Origin of the sequence: Desulfosporosinus cupriresistens, assembly GCF_001707885.1 — a bacterium.
GTDB lineage: Bacteria > Bacillota > Desulfitobacteriia > Desulfitobacteriales > Desulfitobacteriaceae > Desulfosporosinus.
Map to the genome: position 1 here is coordinate 1 of NZ_MASS01000035.1, position 22,995 is coordinate 22,995.

General features: G+C 44.0%; 25 protein-coding genes and 1 other annotated feature. Of the genes, 19 read left to right on the plus strand and 6 right to left on the minus strand.

Annotation, left to right across the window (positions count from 1 at the left end):
* Positions 1 to 183, plus strand: a 183-nt coding sequence (locus tag DSBG_RS22535) for a type II toxin-antitoxin system HicB family antitoxin (RefSeq protein WP_242877626.1), incomplete at its 5' end; no start/stop codon positions are given.
* A gap of 148 nt (positions 184 to 331) precedes the next feature.
* Here the strand turns inward: DSBG_RS22535 and DSBG_RS13785 are convergent.
* Positions 332 to 544 carry a helix-turn-helix domain-containing protein gene (locus DSBG_RS13785; protein WP_068964896.1) on the minus strand — a complete coding sequence of 71 codons (213 nt, stop codon included), beginning with the start codon at positions 542 to 544 and terminating at the stop codon, positions 332 to 334.
* Between the two features lie 98 nt (positions 545 to 642).
* Between DSBG_RS13785 and DSBG_RS22540 the strand changes: the two genes are divergently transcribed.
* The 3 genes from DSBG_RS22540 to DSBG_RS13800 all read left to right on the plus strand — a co-directional run bounded on the left by DSBG_RS22540 (position 643) and on the right by DSBG_RS13800 (position 6,962).
* On the plus strand, positions 643 to 831 hold the full coding sequence (locus DSBG_RS22540) for a hypothetical protein (RefSeq protein WP_176716274.1): 189 nt from the start codon (positions 643 to 645) through the stop codon (positions 829 to 831).
* A 229-nt stretch (positions 832 to 1,060) separates the two neighbouring features.
* Positions 1,061 to 2,428, plus strand: coding sequence for an ATP-binding protein (locus tag DSBG_RS13795; RefSeq protein WP_068964898.1), 1,368 nt, complete (start codon positions 1,061 to 1,063; stop codon positions 2,426 to 2,428).
* A gap of 229 nt (positions 2,429 to 2,657) precedes the next feature.
* Positions 2,658 to 6,962, plus strand: coding sequence for a non-ribosomal peptide synthetase (locus DSBG_RS13800; RefSeq protein WP_068964899.1), 4,305 nt, complete (start codon positions 2,658 to 2,660; stop codon positions 6,960 to 6,962).
* A gap of 180 nt (positions 6,963 to 7,142) precedes the next feature.
* Here the strand turns inward: DSBG_RS13800 and DSBG_RS13805 are convergent, their stop codons facing one another.
* Positions 7,143 to 7,382: a DUF2922 domain-containing protein gene (locus DSBG_RS13805; RefSeq protein WP_068964900.1), complete on the minus strand. Its 240-nt coding sequence runs from the start codon at positions 7,380 to 7,382 to the stop codon at positions 7,143 to 7,145.
* 39 nt (positions 7,383 to 7,421) lie between these two features.
* The gene (locus tag DSBG_RS13810) at positions 7,422 to 7,646 is read right to left on the minus strand and encodes a DUF1659 domain-containing protein (protein ID WP_068964901.1); all 225 of its coding nucleotides are present in this window, start codon (positions 7,644 to 7,646) and stop codon (positions 7,422 to 7,424) included.
* 281 nt (positions 7,647 to 7,927) lie between these two features.
* On the opposite strand from DSBG_RS13810, the gene DSBG_RS13815 reads away from it, so the two are divergent.
* On the plus strand, positions 7,928 to 8,740 hold the full coding sequence (locus DSBG_RS13815) for a DUF3102 domain-containing protein (protein ID WP_068964902.1): 813 nt from the start codon (positions 7,928 to 7,930) through the stop codon (positions 8,738 to 8,740).
* 94 nt (positions 8,741 to 8,834) lie between these two features.
* Here DSBG_RS13815 and DSBG_RS13820 read toward each other — a convergent pair whose 3' ends face one another.
* From DSBG_RS13820 to DSBG_RS13830, 3 genes are all read right to left on the minus strand, one after another.
* Positions 8,835 to 10,124 (minus strand): permease prefix domain 1-containing protein, encoded by a 1,290-nt coding sequence (locus DSBG_RS13820; RefSeq protein ID WP_068964903.1) that lies wholly within the window; start codon positions 10,122 to 10,124, stop codon positions 8,835 to 8,837.
* A complete protein-coding gene (locus DSBG_RS13825; RefSeq protein ID WP_068964904.1) occupies positions 10,111 to 10,461 on the minus strand; it encodes a PadR family transcriptional regulator in 351 nt (116 codons plus the stop codon). The genes DSBG_RS13820 and DSBG_RS13825 overlap by 14 nt, the downstream gene beginning before the upstream one ends.
* A 193-nt stretch (positions 10,462 to 10,654) precedes the next feature.
* Positions 10,655 to 12,895 (minus strand): YcdB/YcdC domain-containing protein, encoded by a 2,241-nt coding sequence (locus DSBG_RS13830; RefSeq protein WP_348980976.1) that lies wholly within the window; start codon positions 12,893 to 12,895, stop codon positions 10,655 to 10,657.
* A gap of 394 nt (positions 12,896 to 13,289) precedes the next feature.
* Here DSBG_RS13830 and DSBG_RS13835 point away from each other — a divergent pair, with 394 nt between their 5' ends.
* From DSBG_RS13835 to yhbY, 14 genes are all read left to right on the plus strand, one after another.
* Complete coding sequence (locus tag DSBG_RS13835; protein WP_068964905.1) at positions 13,290 to 13,850, plus strand: hypothetical protein; 561 nt, start codon at positions 13,290 to 13,292, stop codon at positions 13,848 to 13,850.
* Between the two features lie 104 nt (positions 13,851 to 13,954).
* Positions 13,955 to 14,833 carry an Rpn family recombination-promoting nuclease/putative transposase gene (locus DSBG_RS13840; protein WP_176716275.1) on the plus strand — a complete coding sequence of 293 codons (879 nt, stop codon included), beginning with the start codon at positions 13,955 to 13,957 and terminating at the stop codon, positions 14,831 to 14,833.
* A 34-nt stretch (positions 14,834 to 14,867) separates the two neighbouring features.
* The gene (galE, locus tag DSBG_RS13845) at positions 14,868 to 15,866 is read left to right on the plus strand and encodes a UDP-glucose 4-epimerase GalE (RefSeq protein ID WP_068964906.1); all 999 of its coding nucleotides are present in this window, start codon (positions 14,868 to 14,870) and stop codon (positions 15,864 to 15,866) included.
* Positions 15,867 to 16,004: 138 nt separating this feature from the next.
* Positions 16,005 to 16,382, plus strand: coding sequence for a GtrA family protein (locus DSBG_RS24340; RefSeq protein WP_491005746.1), 378 nt, complete (start codon positions 16,005 to 16,007; stop codon positions 16,380 to 16,382).
* A gap of 78 nt (positions 16,383 to 16,460) precedes the next feature.
* Positions 16,461 to 16,874, plus strand: a complete 414-nt coding sequence (locus DSBG_RS13855; protein WP_068964907.1) for a hypothetical protein — start codon at positions 16,461 to 16,463, stop codon at positions 16,872 to 16,874.
* Positions 16,875 to 17,190: 316 nt separating this feature from the next.
* Positions 17,191 to 17,277: a sequence feature (ribosomal protein L21 leader region), on the plus strand.
* A 13-nt stretch (positions 17,278 to 17,290) separates the two neighbouring features.
* Positions 17,291 to 17,602: a 50S ribosomal protein L21 gene (gene rplU, locus DSBG_RS13860; RefSeq protein ID WP_068964908.1), complete on the plus strand. Its 312-nt coding sequence runs from the start codon at positions 17,291 to 17,293 to the stop codon at positions 17,600 to 17,602.
* Positions 17,580 to 17,954, plus strand: a complete 375-nt coding sequence (locus DSBG_RS13865; protein WP_491005743.1) for a ribosomal-processing cysteine protease Prp — start codon at positions 17,580 to 17,582, stop codon at positions 17,952 to 17,954. The genes rplU and DSBG_RS13865 overlap by 23 nt, the downstream gene beginning before the upstream one ends.
* Complete coding sequence (gene rpmA, locus DSBG_RS13870; RefSeq protein ID WP_068964909.1) at positions 17,948 to 18,253, plus strand: 50S ribosomal protein L27; 306 nt, start codon at positions 17,948 to 17,950, stop codon at positions 18,251 to 18,253. Before DSBG_RS13865 ends, rpmA begins: the two co-directional genes overlap by 7 nt.
* 190 nt (positions 18,254 to 18,443) lie before the next feature.
* Complete coding sequence (locus DSBG_RS13875; protein WP_068964930.1) at positions 18,444 to 18,959, plus strand: Spo0B domain-containing protein; 516 nt, start codon at positions 18,444 to 18,446, stop codon at positions 18,957 to 18,959.
* A 47-nt stretch (positions 18,960 to 19,006) separates the two neighbouring features.
* Positions 19,007 to 20,275 carry a GTPase ObgE gene (obgE, locus tag DSBG_RS13880; protein WP_068964931.1) on the plus strand — a complete coding sequence of 423 codons (1,269 nt, stop codon included), beginning with the start codon at positions 19,007 to 19,009 and terminating at the stop codon, positions 20,273 to 20,275.
* Between the two features lie 38 nt (positions 20,276 to 20,313).
* Positions 20,314 to 21,351: an efflux RND transporter periplasmic adaptor subunit gene (locus DSBG_RS13885; RefSeq protein ID WP_068964910.1), complete on the plus strand. Its 1,038-nt coding sequence runs from the start codon at positions 20,314 to 20,316 to the stop codon at positions 21,349 to 21,351.
* On the plus strand, positions 21,348 to 22,043 hold the full coding sequence (locus DSBG_RS23765) for an ABC transporter permease (RefSeq protein WP_242877627.1): 696 nt from the start codon (positions 21,348 to 21,350) through the stop codon (positions 22,041 to 22,043). The genes DSBG_RS13885 and DSBG_RS23765 overlap by 4 nt, the downstream gene beginning before the upstream one ends.
* A 1-nt stretch (position 22,044) precedes the next feature.
* On the plus strand, positions 22,045 to 22,548 hold the full coding sequence (locus DSBG_RS23770) for an ABC transporter permease (RefSeq protein ID WP_242877629.1): 504 nt from the start codon (positions 22,045 to 22,047) through the stop codon (positions 22,546 to 22,548).
* A gap of 65 nt (positions 22,549 to 22,613) precedes the next feature.
* On the plus strand, positions 22,614 to 22,907 hold the full coding sequence (gene yhbY / locus DSBG_RS13895; protein WP_068964911.1) for a ribosome assembly RNA-binding protein YhbY: 294 nt from the start codon (positions 22,614 to 22,616) through the stop codon (positions 22,905 to 22,907).
* The last annotated feature ends 88 nt before the right edge of the window (positions 22,908 to 22,995 follow it).

Below are 22,995 nucleotides of genomic sequence, written 5' to 3' on the forward strand. Positions count from 1 at the left end.
TATAAGAATATGAAGCGAGAATATTTTATGAAATATGCATATCCAGCGATTTTTGCCCCAGAAGAAGAAGGCGGTTATGGAGTCGTAGTCCCTGATTTACCAGGATGTGTGCCTTGTGGCAATAATGTCATTGATGCACCTCACCGCGTTCGTAGTTGCAGTATATTCTTTGGCTGCAATTGAGATATGCTGCAACCTGTGTGTGTGTCAAATCCTTGTCTTTTCTTAAATTCTTATTCTTTCATACACTCGAATTCACCTCAGGATAATTATAGTTTAGCGAATTATTCGCTAAAATTATCCCGGATGATGATTTAAATGGTATAATTCATTAACCATAAGGTTTTTTGTTATTGGTCAAGCCAACAAGATAGTCTATGCTGGTGTTATAGAATTCGGCAAGTTTAATAAGCGAAGTACTTGGGATATCAAGAGCACCGCTTTCATATCTAGAATAGGTCGTTTGATTTACTTTAAGTAAGGTTGCAAGCTGTTGCTGGGTCAAGTCCTTGTCTTCTCTTAAATCGCGTAATCGTCGGTACAATTGTATTCACCTCAAGACTATTTTATAATATGCGATAATCGCATATTATATTCTATGCGAAAAACGCATAGAATAGATAAAAGTAAACTAATACCGGGGTGATGGGTAGAGTGGTGGATTATAAAGAAATGTATAGTATCCTATTTAACAAAATGACGGATATTATTGAGGAAATCCAGCAGATACAGCGTCAGACGGAGGAAATGTACATGCAAGGCCAAGACAGGGAGCTTATTTTGCTGACGTCATGTAAAAATTTAGACCTGTCCGACGAAAAGGATGAATAAATGTTGATGGAGAATACAGAATATGTGGCCATAAGATGCCTAACCCAAATTGGAATGCGCATTCCAATTTGGGTTAGGCATCTTATATGGAAAATGATAGAGTTGTCGAAAATGGAAATGAAAGTTTTTATTGACAAGTATATCCTAAAAAGGTATTATTTTTTCGTAGTAAATAATCGGAATTGTCTGAAAGAGGGAGAATCGGGATAGAGAATAGAGGTTTGAGGTTATGACAATATTTTCAACACAATATGAAAACAAGAGTTATAAAAAAGAGATCGATGAACTTTTGATTAGTGATAATTTTAATAGAACAGGAAAATTAGCAACGGTTTTGTTTGTTATTAACATTATGATGTTATTTATAGATTATATCGACAAGACTAAAGGTCTTTGGATTATTGATCGTGGCTATAAAGATTTATTTTATTCTCATGTGGTTTTAGGCTTGGTTACCCTTCTTTATATTATAAGTTTCTATGGATTTGGGCGTAACACCCATAGAAAGATAACCTTGTTGCATAAATATTATGGAGTTCTTTTTGCTTACTTTATTTTATGCCTTTCAGCTGTAACGTCAGGTTGGATCGACCAACAGATTCATGGTCAGATCACTGTTTATATAATAGGATGCCTTTCAATAGCTGTGATTTACAATTATGAACCGAAGATTACGGCATTAATATATGGATTATCTGGTCTGGTTGTTATGAGTCTCCTGACTTTTATTCACCATGCTCCGAATATACAACAGGCGAATTATCTCAATGCTTTTTTGATAGGGATAATTTCCTATTTTTTATCGGTCGAACTCTATAAACTTAAGCGCCAGGATATGCTCAATAAGTATCTTCTAGAGGATTTAGTCAAAGAGCGGACAATCGAATTACAAAATGAAATTTTAGAACGTCAACGAGCTGAGACTGAGGTGGTGCGCTTGGACAGGTTAAGATTAATTGGTGAGATGGCTGCCAGTATTAGTCATGAGGTCAGGAATCCTATGACAACTGTAAAAGGTTTTCTCCAGTTAATCAAACATAAACAAGATTCTAGAGATAAGGAATATTTCGCCCTAATGATTGAAGAATTAGACCGGGCAAATTCTATTCTTTCTGAGTTTCTTTCGATTAGCAGAGCTAAAGCGACTGTGCTTGAGTGGCTCAACCTTAATGAAATAATTACTTCAACCTTGCCTCTGATCCAAGCGGACGCGCAAAACAGTGACAAATTAATAACTGTAGAGCTTAATAAGGTTCCGGACTTGCCACTTGATTTACAAGAAATACGTCAATTGTTGTTAAACTTGGCTCGTAATGGACTGGAAGCCATGTCGAGTGGTGGGCGATTAACGATCAGAACGTCATCAACGGATCATGATGTGACGTTAATTATATCGGATGGGGGTAAGGGTATTGAACAGAGCTTGTTAGAAAAGTTAGGAACCCCATTCTTTACTACGAAGGAACATGGTACGGGTTTAGGATTGGCAGTGTGTTATGGGATTGCTTCACGACATAACGGCAAGATAAGCGTTGAAACTTGTCCACAGGGTTCTACGTTTTATGTCCAATTTAAATTAGTGAACAGGAAGGGGTGATAAGTAATAGGTTCAAGGATAAAGAATTGTTTAGGCATGTTCCTTAGAATTACAGCATCGATTGAATTAGATTTCTATCTGGAGACTACGGACAAAAATTGTGACTTTCTTTCAGATTCAGGTAAGACCCGGCAAAGCCAAGGTGAACAGGAAAGAGTCGTGCGTAGGAAATTCAAGAAAATCTAAGGCGGATTGTTAATGAGCTGGTTTCAATAAGGAGGTAATAAGCATGAACAGGTTATATCCTTTAACTAATGCGCAAAAATCTATTTGGGTTGCTGATAATTTATATCCCGGTACGAGTCACGCGATTTCATCCTTTACCGCAACCATAAGCCAAGAAATTGACGTTGCTTTGATGAATCAGGCCGCAAATACGCTGCTTAAACAAAATGATGCCCTGCGGATTAGATTGGTTACTTATAACGGTATACCTCAACAATATTTTGCTGATTTTGTGCCTAAAAATTTTGATGTGTTCGATTGCAGTTATGAAAATGGCGAGAGAGATTATAAACAATGGGAAAGAGAAATGATTGAAACTCCTTTTGTTTTAATGGACTCTGAGCTTTTTTATTTTGCCATGATTAAGTTAGGTGAACAAAGAACGGTTCTTTTTTGGAAATTTCATCATATAACGACTGACGCCTGGAGTCTGGCCTTGGTAATGCGCAAGACTTTACAAGAATATTGGTATCTGCAGCAGGGCATTCGTTCGGAAAATGTTGAAGAGCCATCCTATATAAATCACATCATGGATGAACAGCAATATATGGCTTCCGACCGTTTTGCAAAACACAAGGAATTCTGGTCAAATGTTTTTGCGAGTATTCCTGAGTTTACTTCCGTGACGGATAATAAAGGGTATAGTAGTCTGGCAGGGAGCAGAAAAAGCTATGTCTTATCCCAAGCTTTGAGTTCTCAATTGCACAACTTTTGTGAGCAAAATAAAGTATCTGAGTTTAGTGTCTTTTATGCGCTCATCGTTTTATATCTGGCCAAACGAAGCAATAAAAAAGATATTGCCATTGAGACCCCTATTTTAAATCGGTCAGGCAAAATCGAAAAGAATACCTTAGGCATGTTCATGCATAATATACCGACGAGAATTTATGTTCAGCCAAATCTCGACTTTTTAACCTTTGTTAACGAATCCTTCCGCGAGCTAAAGAAGTTTATGAAACACCAGCGCTACCCCTACAGCCATATTCTAAAAGATTTTCGGGAAAAATATCCCTCCTCTGGAGCCCTTGTCGATGTTACCTTGAATTATCATAATTTTAAGCTTGATGCGGTGATGGAGTATGAGGCGGAATGGAATTATCCTGGCGCCCAGACCAATTCGCTGTCGATTTGTGTCAGTGATAAAAACGATAGTGGTTTACCGGCTTTAGAGTATGACTATTTACAAGAAGTTTTTAGCGAGGAAGATATTGACCAACTGCATATCGACCTATGTAGTTTGCTGCACAATGCTCTGGAAAATCCTTCGCAAAAGCTCTTTGAACTGCAAATGGCCTCACAGGATCAGTTGCAGAAGTTGCTGGCGGAATTTAATCAAACAGAATCAGTGTATAAGGCAAAAACAATAGCTGTTCTATTTGAAGAACAGGTTCGAAAATCACCCAACAGCATCGCGATTGTTTTTGAGGATAAAGAATTGACCTATCATGAACTGAATGCCAAGGCCAATCAGCTGGCCCGTTATATTGTCCGAAAAGGGATAGCCCCTAATTCAATGGTTGGTTTGCTGGTCAACCGGTCCTTGGAAATGGTCATCGGGATTCTTGGAATTCTCAAAGCCGGAGCAGCCTATTTGCCCCTTGATCCCAGTTATCCAAGGGAAAGAATTGACTATATCCTTCAACATAGCCAAGCTCAGTTGATCCTTACCAATATCAGCAATCTCGATAGGGGAAGTCTCTTGAATTGTGAGTTCGGAAACATTTCCTTAACCAATACCCACATTTACGTGGGAGATACTGCTAACTTCGAAAATAGAGCTAATCCTGAAGATTTGGCCTACGTGATTTATACTTCTGGGTCTACGGGCAAACCTAAGGGAGTTATGGTTCAGCATCAAGCTTTATGCAATTTCGTCCATAGTATCAGGGAACGTATTAATCTTGACCAGCAAGCCATAGTTTCTCTAACCACCGTATCCTTCGATATATTCTTCTTAGAAACGATTTTGCCTTTAACCAGAGGGATGAACGTTGTGCTTGCTAATGAGGAAGAGCAAACGATGCCCAGGTATCTTTTTGAGCTTATCGTCAAACATCAAATTAGAGTCTTACAGGTCACACCCTCAAGAATGAAACTGATTTTAGATGAACAAACTTGTCAAGAATTCTTGAATAAGTTGTCCTATATTCTGGTTGGTGGGGAAAAGTTTCCTGAGCCTTTGTTAGCCCGCCTGCAAAGCATTACTGACGCTCAAGTCTATAATATGTACGGACCTACGGAGACAACGGTTTGGTCCACAATGCAAGAGGTCACTCGCTCTGAAAAAGTTACCATTGGTAAACCTTTGGCCAATACGCAGATTTATATTTTAGATGATCATTTATTGCCGGTCCCTATTGGTTCAGTCGGCGAAATTTTTATTGCCGGAGATGGAGTCGCTTTGGGCTACTTACACAATCCTGAATTGACCAAGGAACGATTCCTGGTTAATCCATTGATGCCAGATAAAACGATGTTTCGCACAGGGGATCTGGGGCGGTGGCTCAGTAATGGTGAAATAGAATGCTTGGGTCGCAATGATAATCAGGTAAAGATGAGGGGTTTCAGAATTGAGTTGGAAGAAATCGAGGCCTGCCTACTCGAACATACGGCTGTGAGTGAAGCCGTCGTTACGGTTATCCAGGATAAAGCGGGTAAGAAACATCTTAGTGCCTGCTTAACCGGCAGCAGAAGAGTAAGTAATGATGACTTGAGAACCCACGTAGCGAAGTTCTTGCCGGATTATATGTTCCCTTCATGGTTTAGCTGGCTCCCAGAGATGCCTTTGACGCCGAATGGTAAGATCGACCGTCATGCTTTGCCTGAGCCAAGCATATGGGAACTTGAGCAGATGACTTATGCTTATGTTGCGCCAAGAAACGATATGGAGCAGAAGTTAGAGAGGCTGTGGGCGGAAGCACTGGAAATGGAGCGGGTTGGAATCGATGACAATTTATTTGCTTTGGGTGGAGATTCGTTAACAATTCTGGAAATTATGTCGGGTGCTTTATCTTATAACTGGAAGCTTAACGCCCAGAGTTTTTATGAGTTTCCAACAATCCGGCAACTTGCTGCTGAAATTTCCGGGTCTAGCGAAGAGGTTGAGGGAAAGGAAGAGATTTACCTGCCCTGCAGCGTACAGCTCAAGGCAAAGGACATTAACCCGGTTGACCCGGGAAATGTGCTGTTGACAGGTGCGACCGGATTTTTAGGAATCCATCTGCTTGGAGAGTTATTGCAGCAAACAGATCATCTGGTTTATTGCTTAGTGCGCGGAGAACAAGCTGAAAAACGATTAGATGAATTACTAAGCTTTTATTTTGCAGCGCTTCCTAGCTCCATGAAGAATAAGATAAAAGTCATTAATGGGGACATCTCCAGCAGGCACTTGGGGCTTGAAGATCATGACTATTATCGTTTGGGCAGAGAAATAAAAACGGTCCTTCACAGTGGGGCGCTGGTCAAGCATTATGGCAATTATAGTGAATTCGAGAAGGTTAATGTCCAAGGCACGCGTGAAATGATTGATTTTTGTCTGAAGTTCAATAGGAAGTTAAATCATATTTCTACGACGAGTGTCTCCGGAGATTTTGCTGGCGACCAGTTTAAAACGAAAAAGGTTTTTACAGAAAGTGATTTTTATATTGGACAAGGGTATAAAAAGAATGTTTATGTGCGGAGTAAATTTGCAGCGGAGAACGAGATATTCAAAGCTCAAACCAAAGGACTGCAAGCAACTATTTTTAGGGTCGGTATCTTAACAGGTCGCTACTCGGACGGTAAATTTCAGCGCAACATTGAACAGAATGCCTTTTATCGTAAAATTAAATCACTGATGTCTCTGAGGATAGTTCCGGAAAGTTTTTACGATCAGGATTTGGAGTTTACGCCCGTGGATTATTGCGCTAAAGGGATCGTGGACATTATCAAGGTTAACCAGGCCAACAGCTTGGTGTTCCATATTTTTAATCACCAAAAGATCAGAGCCCTTGAGCTGCTTAGCTTTTTGAAATTATTAAACATTTCGGTCAGCACGCTCTCCAATGGGGAATTTGATTCTTGTCTTGATCAACTCTCAAAAACTAAAGAGGGGAAGGAACGGCTAAGTGGTCTTATTGCTGATCTAAGTTTCAATAAGAGCTTAAATTATAGTGGTAATCTGAGTATTGATTCCACCTTTAGTATTAATTATTTGAAGCAAATTGGTTTTGACTGGCCGGAGTTAGATATTGGATACCTGGCTAAAGCACTGGATTATATGTGTGAAGTGGGTTTTATCAATGCTGCGATAGCATGTCATTCTGCTTAAATTGTTTCGTTGTTCATTACATGCCTATCTCAACGGTCTGGTTTCAGGTTCAAATTCGGAATCGATTCCGAATTTGCATTACCATGGTCAGAGGCGGGCCGGGTTTTTGTCCACAAGAGCGGCCCTTAGGCCGCAATAACAACTGCCATCGGCAGGCATGCATTTCCTGTCTGGCGGGTATTAATACTGAGGCGGATCATACAAATCGGTTGTTGTTGAATCCGTGATTTTGATATCTCGTTTACCGATCAATTCACCGCCGGTGGTGAGAAACATGTTTTTAGCTATAATCAGTTCCATAGCGGCCTCAGCTTCCGCGGCGGTCAGATTTTGCCGCGGTGCCGGCAGCGTAAGAGTAAATGTGTTGCCCAGCGTTGTGGCAAAGATCAGTCGCAGGGTCTTCTGCTGGGTATTTGCCATGCCAATCCCTCCTCTTCTTGATGCTGATTGAACAACGATTTATTCCTGAGTCAGGTCATAGCGGTTATTCCTGGACACGGATATCAACGGGTATTCCAGCAAAGCGAATAATGTGGTTGCTGCTTCGTAAAGATCCTCATTGGACACGTCCATCTTCAGCCCGGAGAAGCTTTTTTGCCGGAACACCGGGGAACCTTCAGCAGTCATACCAACCTGATAACGGACAATCAGCTCGGTTTCTACCCCTGACGAAATGATAGCCATCGATAACCCTCCTTATGCTGGATTTTGACCGGCCAAGTCATGGTCTGTCTTTTTATCTTATGCACCTTGTCCGGCAGGGGTTACTCTTGTCCGGGGGTATTAATGACAAAATAAGGGCAAGACCGCAAAGTGCCTATGCGCTTTACGGTCTTGTCCTTATTTTTGTCACCAGTGAGGGCTTGAACACATAGGCTATGAGTAAGCTTGTTCAAAATCCGTCTTGTCTTATGGGAGCTTTTCATCCGGAAAAGCTTATGAATAAGCAGAGGAGCTCGAAAATCATGGCGAACGGAATAACTGAGCGGACGCCGCAGATTATCGCGGCCGAGATTAACAGCATTAAAGACCAAAGCGGCAGAATGCTGCTTTTCAGCTCCATCGAGATTGGACAGCGCCTGACGGAGGCCAAATCCATGGTCAGTCATGGCGAATGGGGAAAGTGGCTGGAGAGCTCGGTAAGTTACTCTCAAAGCACGGCTAATAAACTCATGCGCCTTTTTGAAGAGTATGGGGCCAAGCTGACTGTCGCCCAGGACAATTCAAATTCGGAATTGATTCCGAATTTGAGCTACACCCAGGCAATTATCCTCCTGGGAATTCCCGAGGAAGAACGGGAGTCCTTTGTGGCAGAGAATGATGTAGTCGGCATGTCGACCCGGGAGCTTAAGCAGGCAGTCCTGGAGAGGGACCAGGCCCTCAGCGAGAAAGCGGAGCTCCAAAATGCCCTGGATGCCAACCAAGGCGCAGTCACGAAAATAACCTCTGAGCGGGACGAGTTGAGAAAAGAGGCCTCAGGTCTCCAAGCGGCCATCCACACTAAAGAATCAACCATCAAGACGTTACAGAAGAAATTGGACGCTGCCAAAGAGGGTGAGGCTTCAGCTGCGAAAATCATCGCCCTGGAAAAGGAAATCAAAGTTGCTCAGATTAAGCTGTCGGCCAATAAAGTCAGCTTTCTTTACAACAATATAGCTATAGAATTCGAAGAGTTGCTGAAGGAACTGACTAAGTTAGCCCCGTCGGACCCGGAAGCTCATGAAAAGTATAAGGGGGAGGTAAGCGGTCTTATCGGGAAGATTGCGGAGAAGCTGTAATTAAATAGACCGTTCATTGAGAAATCGCTCCAATGAACGGTCTATTACTATATTATTGTAATCACTGATTAATATCTAATTAATTAAGTGGGGGCTATTTTTCTCTAAGGCTATTGGCAGAGTTATAAGGATTATCAAATCTAAATGCTCCTGTCCTAAATACCGAGAGCATAAGTCCGATTAGCGCCATGTTCACCACCGTCGCCGTCTTCCCATACGCGATGAAAGGCAATGTAAGTTCGGAAAAGAACGGAAAACCCAGATTACATAGAATGTAGGCAATGGTCTGAAAGGTGAACGTGAGCAACACAGCAGTGGAGATAAACAACCCAAGGATACTTGTTTGTTTGAAATTAAGGTAAAAGCCGCGCACAATGAAGGCGGTCAGCACGGTAACAATTGCGAAAAAGGCTATCCATCCAAACTTGTGTGTCAGATACGTAAGCAAATATCTCTCGTTAAAATCACTGAACGGGGAGACATTGTAAAGCGCGGAATCACCTTGTCCGAACAGCTTTGAGCCGCGGAGAAGCGCCTTTATCAAGTTCGGGAGATAGTATTCTCCTATGCCGAACCAGCGTGTGATGTACTCGATATATGTAAATAGCAATGCCAATACTCCAGCCAATGCCGACAAATTTGCAAGTATAAACCCCAATGCGGGCTTGGAGCAAAACCAATCTTTCGCGATCGCAATGTTCAACATGATCAGGCAGGATAGGAACACCAGCAATGTTTCTGACATAAGCGATCCCGCAAAGGGGATACTAGAGAGAACAAATGCGGCGATCAAACTTAACACGATTCCCCAATAGCCCTTTTTCCTCTGAATGTAAACAAAGGCGGCATACGCGATTGGCAACAGCAAAACAGCGTAATGCAGATATTCGGGTGCGCCCTTAACGCGAGGTGATAAAATAAAAACAACTAGATTGGAAAAAATAATTAAGACTTGGGTGAGTTTTGGGTATTTCCCAATTAACGAAAAATCAAAAAAGTAGACTGCCGTTATACAGACCACGCCTATAGCAACCGCCAACAGAGAGCCGGGCAGCAGGGGTTGGCCGAATTCGTTTACGGAAGAGACAAACATGCGGATGGCAAGGCCGATCAAAAGGGCAGCAGCCATAAGTATCAGTATGCTCCACTCGAGTTTGGGACGATGCGTGCGGTCAAGCGCCGAGCCGATCTCCATTGGATCGCCCATCTGAATAAGCGCTTTTTCGGTTGCTTCGTCGGGCTCAATGCCGCTGGATAGGTAGCTTTGAATTTGATCGTCAATGTGGTTTTCCAGTTCTCTGGCGATGACCGGATGGACCCTTTTCCATCTGATCTGGTTGCAGACCTTGTTAATATATTCGCTTACATTTTCATGAGAAGGCATAGCTTGCGTCTCCTTTCTCCAATACCTTGTCTACCGCGCTGGAATAGGCATTCCACTCGGCCTGCTTCTCGCGTGAAAATTTCCGGCCTTTTGGGGTCAAATTGTAATACTTCCTCACCCGTGCGCTGTCGGCGGCTTCTTCGTAAGAGCTTACCATTCCCTGTTTTTCAAGACCGTGCAGGATAGGATAGAGAGTTCCTGCCTTTAGATTGAAGGTATTGTCCGACCGCTTGGCAAGCACTTCGATCATTTGGTAGCCGTACATGTCCTTTTCTTCAAGCAGTTTCAAGATCAGCATAGTTGTGCTGCTAGCAAGCAGGCTTTTGTTGACTTGCATATGACTCACTCCTATATATAGATTATCTATACATAATTATATATCGATACTCTATATATGGCAAGCGCTTTTTCGGTTACCAAGGCACACAGCCCTAAAATTTAATTAAATTAAGATGCCATCAGATCATTCGTACCGGCAAAGTACCATTTGATCTGATGGCGTTGGTTCCTACAAGTTTGTGAAGGGAGAATTATCTCATGTAAGGATTTGTCGGTCGATCGACGGCATAAGCATGTACTAAGGCGTAGGCGGCATCGGCTCTGGTTACTGTTTGGGTTGGCTGCAGGGTGTCTCCGTCAACTTTTAAAATCCCCAGTCCCCAGGCTAAGGCGACATAGCCCAGCGAGTCGGGTTGAAGCGTATTGGCATCTTTAAATGGAACTGCATAGATGCCTTGGGCTTTTGCAGCGGGTTCCATGCCTAGATAGCGAATCATAATTTTGCACAGATCTGCGCGGCTTAACTCAGACTCAAGTTTTACATCCTCCTTCAGCCAGCCGCGCTCTTTGGCCATCTTTGCAACATCCTCATCGTTTAAAACACGATTTCGGTTGTTTCCTTCGGCTGTAAGCATGGCGCGCAGAAGTGTGCTTGTCGTAATTTTTTCATCGGGGTGGAAGGACTGTCCGTATTCTCCAAAAGCTCCGGTCAAGCCTATGATGCTTATTTCTTTTTCGGCATAATTTCCCTGAATATCTGTAAAGGTATGGGAACCGGACCACTGGGGCTGGGACTTGCCGAAGACATCCATGAGGTCACCGGTTTTGGCATCGAGCATTGAAGGCATGTATTGGCTGTTATCTGTATTCGGTTGATAGACCAGGCGTACTTCCAGCTGGTCATTAGGCAGGTAAAGCAGGGTATAGTTTAAGGTTAAGGGGCGTATCTGTAAGAAACGTTCTGTGACCTTGTCAAGAGGCAACACCCCCGAGGAACTGGGGAATTCGGAGTTAGACCAGTTAAGATCGTAATTGCTCACCTTTTTAGCAACGGTATCAATTACTATATTCATTCCATTGTTGGAAACTGGGATGCCGTTTTCGAGCCTGACATAATTAAACATCTGAATATTGGCAGGCATCTTACCTCCAAAGTTATCAGAACGCAATTTGACCAGCGGAAAGCGTTTAGATTGGATAAGCTTGAGGAAATCTTCGGCTATTTTCTGAGCGTCCTTGCGGGAAATAGGCTTAGAATTAGCGGTGGGATTTACCTCCGAGGACTGATTAAAACCGACAAAATCGCCTGTTTGGGCATTGACGCGTGCGCTGAGGAACTGTTGTCCGCTGGTCTTGAAAGGATCGGTATTCCACTGTAAGTTCCAGATTTGTTCGCTGGGGTTTTGCCAGTCCGGATTGAGACTGCAGCCTTGGAGAACAAGGTTGCTGGGAATTTTAATTATTTTTTTGACAATATTAACTGCTTCAGTCTGGCTGATCTGCTGGGAATTGTCCTGGCTATCCTTACCGGAGGCAGACTCTTCTGCCGGAGCTGAAGACGTCTTCGCCGGGACTGTTGAAGTTGAGGCTGAGGCTGAAGCTGAAGCAGAGTAAGAAATCCCTTGTGGATCAATGGTTACAGGTTTCCCGCTAAGTGCATCAATGGCGCCGCCTTGGAAGTCATTGGCTAACTGGTACACGAGCAGGACACGTTGTTTCTCTGAAGCTTGGGGATCCATGATGGGAGTTAGATAATACTGTAATTCAAGCATGGGAGTTTCGTTAAATACCTGTCGCGCCTGCTCGGGGGAAATGACAGCGGAGGCTTTGGGGAAAGTCAGATCCTCTGTCCAATTGTAGTTGTAGTTGATAATTTGCCCGTCTTGGCCGCTGACACTGATATTGACTCCGTTATTAGGAAAAGGAATATCGTTGACGACACGAATCCAACGATAATTATAAGTAAAGGGCTGAGCGTTATTTAATGAAAGAACTTGTTGGTCGTTTTTGACAAGCTGCATTTCAGCTAGATGTTTCTGAGCTAATTTAGTAATTAGAGCGGTGGCTTTCTTTTCTGCATCACTGGCAGACAAGAGAGGCAGTTTAATGGAGGGCTGAGTGGGTTGCTGCCATTGGCCGACGTTTAATATATCTCCATTGGTTGCGTCGACCTCGGCATGGAAGCTGCCGCCTGGCGGCTCGGCTGAATTCCAATTCAAGGAATAGGTGGCCCGTTTATTGTACTCGTTATAGCCTGTAAAGAGTTGCGAATATTTCTCGGGGATCGTGAAGTTATCCTTGACTATCTTTACAGCTTGTTCAGCTGTAATGCTCGCTTTTTCACTTCCTAGGGTACTGACAGGATAAACCGTTACCTGCAAAAGAAGCATAACAATAACTATAATGTTTAAATGGCGAATTTTTCTTAACAACAATTCATCAATCCTTTCTAGTTTTACTTTCTTCAGGGCATTCCTTACCTCCTTGTCCAAAAGTTATAAAGCAGAATACTTCCGCTTTGTTTAATGGTTTATATTCCTGTTTTTCAAGTATTATCCTGCAAGCTCAAAGCTTTTTTAGTAAATTTTATTATCTATGTAACATTCCTCCTTTCCATATGGCATATTTATAATACACCAAATAATTCAATTAATTCTTACAAAAATCTTAATAATGGGTTATCTTAGATGATAAAAAAGAGACATGCCAATTGATGGATAATTGGCATGTCTCTTTTTAACAATTTACTAAATTTTACACCTCAAAACAATCGGTTTGTGTATAACTGTGTTAGATGGGTTTTGATTCTTAATAAGGTAGGTAAATTAGTAGACGTGTGATTGCGGCTATTTTTTCGACTCTGAAGTTAAAAGGAGGAATTTGAAAATGTACAAGGTGGTAACAGATGAAAAGGAACTAAGGATCTTTAATTCTATTTGGACAACGGTCTGGGAGGAAAAAGGTTACGAAACTGAAGGAGAGCATTCTGACGATTCAACAAAATTTATAATTTATTCCGGATCCAAACCGTCTGGTAGCGTAGAATTTAAAAGTTTTAACAAGCAAAGCCCAATTAATCAAGTCTTCCCCTTTTTCCAATTAGGTGCTGAGTTAAAAACAGGAAATGTTGTCGAGGTCGATAAAATGGCCTTACTTAAAGAGTACCGCAGGACACCTGACTTTGGTAAACTTATTCTTCTCGTTTTTGATTATTTTATCAATGAGGAGATTAAGTACGGCCTTGCTCTTATAGAGCCAAAGCTTTTTCGACTTTTACACATTGCAACGGGTAAGGCAATCCAAGCTGTCGGTTCTAAGTTTTTCTACAAGGGAGATTATGTCGTTCCCGTTATATTAAACGGCGAAGCTCTCAATAATACGTTAAAACAACTGCACCGCCGCCTATTATATGGTTTAGGTTTCGAAGAAGCCAGAAAACAAGCGTAGTTGATTATAGGGTAAGATGAGGTGGCATAATCACTCTGCTAGTGGTAAAATCTAACTGTAGTAATATGGAAAGGAGATGGAGAACTACGGCACTAAAAAAGCTTGTGCGATTTGACTGGGCTATAAAATATATACTACGTAACAAAGCTAATTTTGACGTACTGGAAGCGTTTATTTCTAACCTGTTGAAAGAGTCGATAGTTATCGAGAATATTTTAGAAAGCGAAAGCAACCAGGAAGCTGAAAATAGAAAATTCAACCGGGTCGACTTAAAGTGTAAAGATTCCCAAGGGAAACAAATCATCATAGAAATACAAAATCAACGTGAGGCAGATTACCTGCAACGATTGCTATGGGGTACCTCAAAAGCAGTTGTGGAAGGTTTGGAGCTTGGGAAGGGCTATAACGAAGTTGTGAAGGTTATATCGATTAGTATCTTGTATCATACCATGCGAGTGGATGAGAAAGAGAACACCGATTTTATCTATTATGGCACAACAGAGCTAATTGGGATGCATACGAAGAAACCGCTTATTCTTCATGAGTCTAAGGCAAAACACCAAGCAACGCCAGTCGTTACCAGTAAAAACGTCTTCCCTGAATACTATATGATTTATGTGGAAAAGTTTGAGGATATGATTAATGAGGCTATTGATGAATGGGTGTATTTCTTTAAGCATGGTGCAATACGTGAGGATTTTAAGTCACCAGGCATACTGTTAGCAGCTAAGAAGCTAGATTATCTCATGATGAGCGAGGAAGAAAGACGGGGATATGACGACTATCTTGCCTACCTTGGGCAGGAGTTGGGGATATTGGATACTGCTAGAGAGGAAGGTAGAGAAGAAGGCAGAGAAGAAGGCAGAATAATGACCGCTAAGTCGGCTTTAAAGAAAGGGTTAGCCGTCGAACTCGTCGCAGAAATAACAGGACTTCCCTTTGAAGAGATTCTAAAATTACAAAGCGATCATAAATCAAAGTAATCATAAAATCAATCAGAACCTGGAAGGAGAAAACATGAGTAGTATTTTAGTTACAGGCGGAGCAGGTTATATTGGAAGCCACACGGTTCGGGTGTTGCGCGAAAAAGGAGCACAAGTTGTTGTCCTGGATAGCTTAGTGACGGGACATAGAGAAGCGGTCCCGGCGGAGGTGCCCTTCTACCAAGGAGATATCTCTGATGCGGATTTGGTCAGAACGGTTGTCGAGTCTCAGGGGGTGGAGGCGGTCATTCACTTTGCGGCCCGCAGCTTAGTCGGTGAATCGATGACTAAGCCGGATCTTTACTTTTATGAAAATACGGCTAAGACCAATCTCTTTGTCGCTAATCTCCTGCAGTTAGGGGTTAATAAAATCGTCTTTTCCTCGACTGCGGCGGTTTATGGGCTCCCTGAGACCATCCCCATTCCTGAGGAATCACCGACAACGCCGATCAATCCCTATGGATTGTCAAAACGGATGATCGAAGAGTCGTTTCGCTGGCTGGAAAAGGCCTACGGCTTAAAATGGGTTGCTTTACGTTACTTCAATGCAGCGGGGGCGGCGCTCGATGGGGCGATCGGTGAGGAGCATTTCCCCGAAACTCACTTGATTCCTTTGGTCTTAAAGACTGCGCTTGGGCAGCGAGAGGCGATTCAGGTCTTCGGGACGGATTACAATACTCCGGATGGAACCTGTATTCGGGATTACATTCATGTGTTAGATTTGGCAGAGGCACATATCTTAGCTCTTAAGGCTCTGGATCAAGAGCTCAAAAGTGGAGTATTTAATGTTGGGACAGGGCATGGGTATTCAGTACGAGAAGTTATTAATATCGCGAAAAAGGTCACTGGAATTGATATCCCGGTGGTTGAAGCAGCAAGACGTTCGGGAGATCCTGATGTGCTCGTTGCCAAGGTGGATAAAATAGAAAAGGCCTTCGGGTTGAAGGCCAAGTACAGTGATTTGGAGACAATTATTTCCTCTGCTTGGACGTGGCATAAGAACAATCCCGAGGGGTATAAATCGATCAGTTGAATATAGGCTTTTCTCTGCGGCGGAAGGACTTTCATTAAACGGCCAGATGCCCCTTATCTCGAATTCCAGATAAGGGGCGTCTTGTTGCATACCGGCCCAGGTATTTAATTTCAACGATGTTAGGAAAAGAGCTTAATGATGAAAGAACACAATATACAAAGACAATTTACCAGGTACTTATTAGTTGGTATATCCTCTGCCACCATTGAACTTCTGATTTTTTACTTTTTGAGAATATTAGCTCTTAATCTCACACTGTCTAATATATTGGCTGTGATCATTGCCACGCTGTTTAATTTTTTTGTAAATAGAGGCTGGTCATTTGCTACGAGTTCAAAATTGAATCGCAGTTCTATTTTATATCTTACGCTATTCCTTTTGAACCTGGCTTTCAGTACGAATGCGATCAGATTAATGGTTAGGTCGGGGTTCGTTGAAGTAGTTGCCAAGTTATTAACTATGGTTCTTATAACAATGTGGAATTTTGTTCTTTACCGTAAGGTAATTTTTAAATAGCCTGGTAGTGGCCTAAAAACAATTCGGAGGGGTATCAATCTAAGAGCTGATTGCTTGCCTTGTGCGAGGAGGTTAGAATTGAATAGCGCGTTAAAAGTCATAACCGGCCTTGTGAACTATTTCCACGACAAATTAATCCTATTGACTCATTACATGGGTCTGAATCTTAGCGATAAACAGCTCCATTTCCTAGTCATAGGATTCTTGGGAATCGTTCTTTTTCTAATTGTACACAAGTTGTTCCAGTTTCTTATCCGCTATAGCCTAACGGCAATTTCGTTTATTTATACGTTTACGGTCCTCGTTGTTATTGTGTTTGCTATTGAGATTGAGCAGAAAATAACGGGTCGTGGCCATATGGAATTTCAAGATATTTTAGAGGGCCTCTGGGGTTTTCTGGTTGCGTTTTTAATTTACGTGGGCTGTGTGATGATTGTTTATTACTTAAAGAAGTTGTTGGTTCATTTGCGTGCTTCGCGGCCTAAGAGGTAGGGTTAAGATTTTAGGGCGAAGAATGCAATGGCAATCAGTCCGATGATCAATGAACCCGTAATAATAAGGATGTCTTGACGTGCGGGTAAACGAGTGGAACTCTTGAGTTGTTTCCATGGCATACTATCTCACTCCTTACAGTTTATGGGATACAGTATTCTTGGTCCAATGACGTTATTCCTGCCTACTGTTAATAAATAAGTTAAATATTGTAATGTTAAGCCCTTATGAATGAACTTAACAGCTTAACCCATTGAACTGAAACTTTATTTGACAAATGAAGTCGCTAAATGCTAAAATATTTAAATGTGGTGACTTCTCACCGCAACCGCTCGAATCAGGTGTTAAACAGGTTTTTTGCTTTATAAAAAACCGACCTGCAATGGCGAGTCTAGGGCATGGGAGGTGTAATAAAAATGTACGCAGTGATTGAAACCGGTGGTAAACAGTTCAAAGTTCAACAAGGTGACGTAGTTTACGTTGAAAAGTTGGACGCTAACGTCGGAGATGCCGTAACGATTGATAGGGTTCTCCTCGTGGAAAATGACGGCGTGGTTAAGGTTGGAACCCCAGTTGTGGCTGGTGCTACAGCAGTGCTTAAAGTTGTGGAGCACGGCAAAGGGGCGAAGGTTATTGTCTTCAAATTCAAGTCCAAAAAGAACTATCGACGCAAGCAAGGACATCGTCAACCCTACACAAAAGTTGTTGTCGAAGCGCTCCAAGCGTAAGAAGCTAGATGGCATACGTTTCATAGTTTGGGCAGATGAACAAGGGCGGATTCGCGAATTCGAGCTGTCAGGACATGCCGGGTTTGCAGAAGAAGGCTCAGATATTGTCTGCGCGGGTGTTTCTGCTCTGAGCATTGCAGCTGTCAATGGGTTGGAACATTTCTTGTCAGTGGCCCCGAAGGTTCAGGAGGCGGAGGGACATCTCACCTGTGAACTGCCGGAGGTTAAGGAGCAAGAATTGGAAAGTGCTCAGTGGATCTTGCAAACTATGACGTTAGGTATTGAACAAATACAAATGACTTATGGTCAAAATTATATATTCATAGATCGAAGGAGGTGGACTCCATGCTAAAAATGAATCTGCAACTTTTTGCCCATAAAAAGGGGGTTGGTAGCTCACGAAATGGTCGTGATAGCAACGCTCAACGTTTGGGTGTGAAACGTGGCGACGGCCAATTTGTAACCGCGGGTACGATCATCGTACGTCAACGCGGAACGAAGTTTCATCCCGCTAAAAACTGTGGTCTGGGTAAAGATGATACCTTATTTGCGCTGATCGATGGCTATGTGAAATTCGAGCATAAAGATCGGACGCACAAACAAGTTAGTATTTATGCTGAGCGTACAACACCGGTGGCTGTAGCCCAATAAGCTATTTCTGATTCACCCCTGGGTTTTCCCAGGGGTTTATTCGTGTATGTGTACATAAGCGAGGTCGCCTATCCTTAAAGGAGCATTCACAGCGCAGGAGGTTTCTGCTCTGAGCAAAGCAGAGGAGGCTTTCCCGCTTGGAGTAGTGGGGACCTGGGGTGCGAATGATGTTTTAAAGGAGAGGAAAGCGATGCATATGTCAGAGGTTGAACACGTTTTATTGTCGGAACTGCTCCAGTGGTATCGCCTGCAGAGGCATGATTTTCTGAATCACTGGCAGGTAATCATGGGAAATTTACAACTTAATCAGCCCGAAAAGGCTCTGGCCTACATGCTGGAGATGATCGCTGAACCTCAAGAAGAGCAAAAAATAGCGCAAATTGTAGAGCCGCAGCTGGCAGCGATGTTGCTGGGTTTTCTTATCCGTCTGAGGCGGGAAGAGATTACGGCGACGATTGATTTTCCTGAGGGGATGAAAGAGGAAGATTTTTGGCAAGATCATTGGCGAGAAGAATATGGAGAAGCCTTATACGGGTACACTAGAGAATGCCTGGAATTGTCTGCTCAGTTTAGGCAGTTGGGAAAACTGGATGCGGAAGTGTTTTTGTACGATGAACCAGGAGGATTATCTTGTCAGTTTATCTTATTGGATGAGGAAAATGTTCTCTTGGATAAAATGGCTAAGTTTATTATAAATTCCAAATAGGTAATTCGGTTTAAAGAGCGTGACAATAAGGAGAATCAAGTATGTTAATGTTTTACGATCGGGCAAGGATCTATGTTAAAGGCGGAGATGGCGGGGCCGGTGCTGTGGCGTTTCGTCGAGAAAAATACGTTCCTGAAGGCGGACCGAGTGGTGGAGACGGCGGACGCGGGGGGAATATTGTTTTTATTGGTGATGAGGGCCTAAGAACTCTCGTGGATTTCCGTTATAAACGGCATTATAAGGGCGATAGAGGGGACCATGGGCAGGCCAAGAATATGACCGGCAGGAGTGGAGAAGATTCTGAACTTCGTATTCCTGTGGGAACAGTCGTCTTAGATGATGAGAGCGGTGAACTCATTGCGGATATAACAGAGCATGGACAACGTGTTGTCGTTGCTGCCGGTGGGCGGGGTGGCAGAGGTAATGCTCGTTTTATGAGCAATACGAACAAGGCCCCCACCTTAGCGGAAAATGGAGAACCTGGTGTGGAGCGCTGGTTGCGTTTAGAGTTAAAGCTCCTGGCAGACGTGGGGCTGGTTGGTTTTCCGAATGTGGGGAAATCGACACTTATTTCTAAAGTTTCGGCAGCCAAGCCGAAGATCGCCGACTATCACTTTACTACGTTAATTCCTAATTTGGGCGTGGTCGAGCTGGAGGATGGGCAAAGTTTTGTGATGGCTGATATTCCGGGGCTGATCGAGGGCGCCCATACGGGAGCCGGTTTGGGGCATGAATTTTTACGCCACACCGAGCGGACTCGTTTGATCCTCCACGTTCTGGATATTTCTGGTTCGGAAGAACGGGATCCACTGGAGGATTTACGGATTATTCAGGAAGAACTGCGGCAATATAGTCCGGAGCTGGCTCTGCGACCCGTGATCATTGTGGGCAACAAGATCGATATTCCCGGTGCTGAGGAACATTTGCAGCGTCTCAAAGAAGCGGTCGGCGATCAGCAGGAGATTTTCGCAGTTTCCGCAGCGACGGGCGAAGGCTTACAAGCCTTGATTTATCGTATTGCTCAGCTCTTGCCGGATATCCCGGCGCCGGAGATTTTTAATCTTCCGGCAGAACACTTAGTTACGAAGGTGCAGTCGGATAAGCGGTTTGAGATCTCTAAAGAAGAGGATCTATTTATTGTCTCCGGGAAAGAAATCGAGAAACATGTGAAGATGACGTTCTTTGAGAGCGAAGCGGGTGTCTATCGTTTGCAAAATATCTTAAAAGCTATGGGTATCGATGACGCGCTAAAAGCTGAAGGGATTCAAGCAGGGGATAAAGTGGAGATCGCGGGCGTCAGGTTTGACTGGGAGTAGGAGGATGGTCAGAATTTTGGGCGTTTGGGGGTAACGGTGTGAAAAAACTTCTCTGGTGGGGAATCGGGGCAGTGCTGGTGATTCTTGTATTAGGCTTGGGCGGCTGGTGGGCTTGGGGGAAAGTTCAGGGCCCACTGCAGGTTAAGGCTGGGGCGGTAGCGTCAATCTCGATGCAAGAAGATGTTTATGCCACGGGGAGCGTTGTGCCCGTATCCCGCCAGGAGGTTGTCGCCTTAAACCCTGGGCGTGTTGCCAAGGTAGCGGTGCAGGTCGGGGATACTGTTAAAGTGGGGCAGATCCTGGTCAGCTTGGATACAACCCTCGAAGATGCTCAAGTGGCGCAAGCGAAGGCGAATGTTGAAGCGGCGCAAACGAATGTCGATGCGGCCCTGCCCAGCCTGTTGGCTCAAAGTAAAGCGGCCTTAAAACAAGCTCAAGAAGCCCTTAAGGTTGCCCAAGTGCAGCAGGGACTGCAGATTTATAAGGCCTCGCTTGCGGGAACCGTTCTGGAGGTTAATGCCCAGGAGGGAAGTACTTCTCCCGTCCAACAGCCGCTGGTTATTGTGGCGAATCTGGCCCAGATGAAGGTTGAGGCGCAACTCAATGAAGTGGATGCCGGAAAGGTGAAACTGGGCCAGAAGGTGACGGTTACCAGTAAGGTGTTGGGAACGACTTCAGTGCAGGGCACTATTGCCGAGATTGCTCCGGAGGCGGTCTCTCAATTAAGTGCCCAGGGTAATGTCTCGCCAACGGTGAGGGTGACGATTCGTTTAGATCAAGTGCCTGCCGGTCTGAAGCCTGGTTTTACTGTGTCAATCCAAATCATCGCGGCGACGAAAGCAGGCGTCTTAGCGGTCCCTCTAGAAGCTCTTTTCCAAGAAGGGAGCAAAAACTATGTTTACCAGATTAAAGAGGGGCGACTTCTGAAGACTGAAGTGAAGGTCGGTATTGGCAATGACACGCATCAGGAAATTACTTCCGGCTTAAAAGCCGGAGATTTGGTCGTCCTCAATCCTTCCAACGAACTTGAGCCGGGGCTGCGGGTAACGCCGGAGACGGAGAGTGGCGGGACATGAGCCTATTCGAAGGACTGCGAGGTGCCCTCTTTAGCCTGCGCACGAATAAGCTGCGCTCCGGATTAACGATGCTGGGCATTATCATTGGGATTGCTGCGGTCATTGCTGTGGTGACCATCGGTCTGGGCGGTAAGGCGGCGATCATGCAAGAGATGGAGAAAAGCGGCGTTAATTTGTTTGTGTTGTACACGAAATCGGTCGGGCAGACTGGTCAGGCTGAAGGAGATCGCTTAACGGTTCAAGACGGAGAAAGCTTAAGACGGGCCCTGACCCAAGTCAAGACGCTGCTGCCGGCGAGTATTGAATATACGACCTTGGAGGTCAACCAAAAGCACTCCTCAGCCATGATCGTGGGAACGACTCCGGATTTCGCAGAGTTGCGCCATAGGGAGATTGCCAAAGGGCGGTTTTTCTCGGCTGAGGAATTTTCGGCTGATCGTCGTGTCGTTGTGATTGATTCGACGATCACAGACAGTTTATTTGGGGCGGGAAATCCGCTCGGGCAGCAGATTATTATTCAAAATGTGCCTTGTCGGGTGATTGGGGTCTTAGCGAAGGATACCTCATCCTTCGCCCAGTTTGATGTCGGGCCTCAGAATGCTTATCCCCTGTGTGCCTTGGGGAACCTGGTCGGATATTTTCCAGTCCACACGTGTCGACCAGCTGGAAGGGGCGACCTACCTGGAGTCTGATTTGGATAACGCCATCACTAGTGCCAAACGCATTTTGAACGTGCGTCACGGGACAACGGATCAGTATGAGGCTTATAATGTGCAGCAATTGGTTCAATCGGCCAATAAAATTACGCGTATTCTGACCAGCATTATTGGTTTGGTTGCCGGGATCTCCCTTTTGGTAGGGGGAATTGGCATTATGAACATGATGTTGGTGTCTGTGACCGAACGCACCCGGGAAATCGGGCTGCGTAAAGCCGTGGGAGCTAAAGAGAAGGACATTTTAACCCAGTTTTTATTAGAAGCGATTGTTTTATCTCTTGTCGGGGGAATGATGGGCATTGCCGTGGGGGTAGGGAGTGCGTTATTGGTAGCCCATCTCCTAAGTTGGCCTCCGCTTTTGTCGGGCTGGGCGATTGTATTGGCCTTTTCCTTTTCCATTGGTGTCGGATTATTCTTCGGTTTTTATCCCGCGTTAAAGGCGGCCAAGCTCGAACCCATGGCGGCTTTGAGATATGAGTAAAAATTTTTTGGTAAAAGTATTCTTGTGACCCGCAAGGGCTATGAAAGTTTAGGGGGCAGATATCCGTGTTAACAGGTAAGCAAAAACGTTTTTTAAGAGCTATGGGGAATGAAATGGTTCCCATTCTGCAAGTGGGTAAGGGCGGAATCGTGGAGACGGTGGTCACTCAAGCGGACGAGGCCATAGAAGCCCGCGAGCTGATTAAGGGTCGAGTTTTACAAAATTGTCTGGAAGAACCGAAAAGTGTGGCTGCTGAACTGGCTGAACAAACCGGAGCCGAACTTGTGCAAGTGATTGGGCGTAATTTCTTATTGTTTAGACAATCTAAGAATAAGCCGTTGATTGTTTTACCGAGTTAGATTTGGATTTGTCAATACTTTTTGGCTCTCTCGTCCCATAGCTGTGCTAATAGGCATAAGCTATGGGGCTTTTGTTTGGGCAACCTTT